The organism is Lacisediminihabitans profunda (assembly GCF_008040105.1).
Lineage (GTDB): Bacteria > Actinomycetota > Actinomycetes > Actinomycetales > Microbacteriaceae > Lacisediminihabitans > Lacisediminihabitans profunda.
Window position 1 is genome coordinate 1 of record NZ_VRMG01000120.1, and the last position, 301, is coordinate 301.

Consider the following 301-nt stretch of genomic DNA (forward strand, 5'->3'; position numbering starts at 1 on the left):
GACCACGACGTCCCGCCCCAGCACCGTCGCCAGCGAGGCGAAATCGACGCGTTGCGCATCTGCGAGCTCGCGGGGCGCGTACGGGTCATAGGCGATGAACGGGCACTCGAACGGTGCTAGGAATTCGCGCAGGCGCCAGCCGATGGGACCGAACCCGATCAGGCCGACCGCCTTGAACGTGAGCTCCCGGACGGGAGGCCTCGTGCGATATTTGCTCTGGCCCCTGTTGTGTCCGGCGCGGATCTTGCGAGAGACCGCCTTCTGCCGCAGTGCTATCCGCCTCAGGCCACGCCACCCCGCC

General features: G+C 68.1%; 1 protein-coding gene. It reads right to left on the reverse strand.

The features are described from left to right. On the reverse strand, window positions 1-301 hold a 301-nt coding region (locus tag FVP33_RS19260), incomplete at both ends, for an NAD(P)-dependent oxidoreductase (protein WP_281289423.1).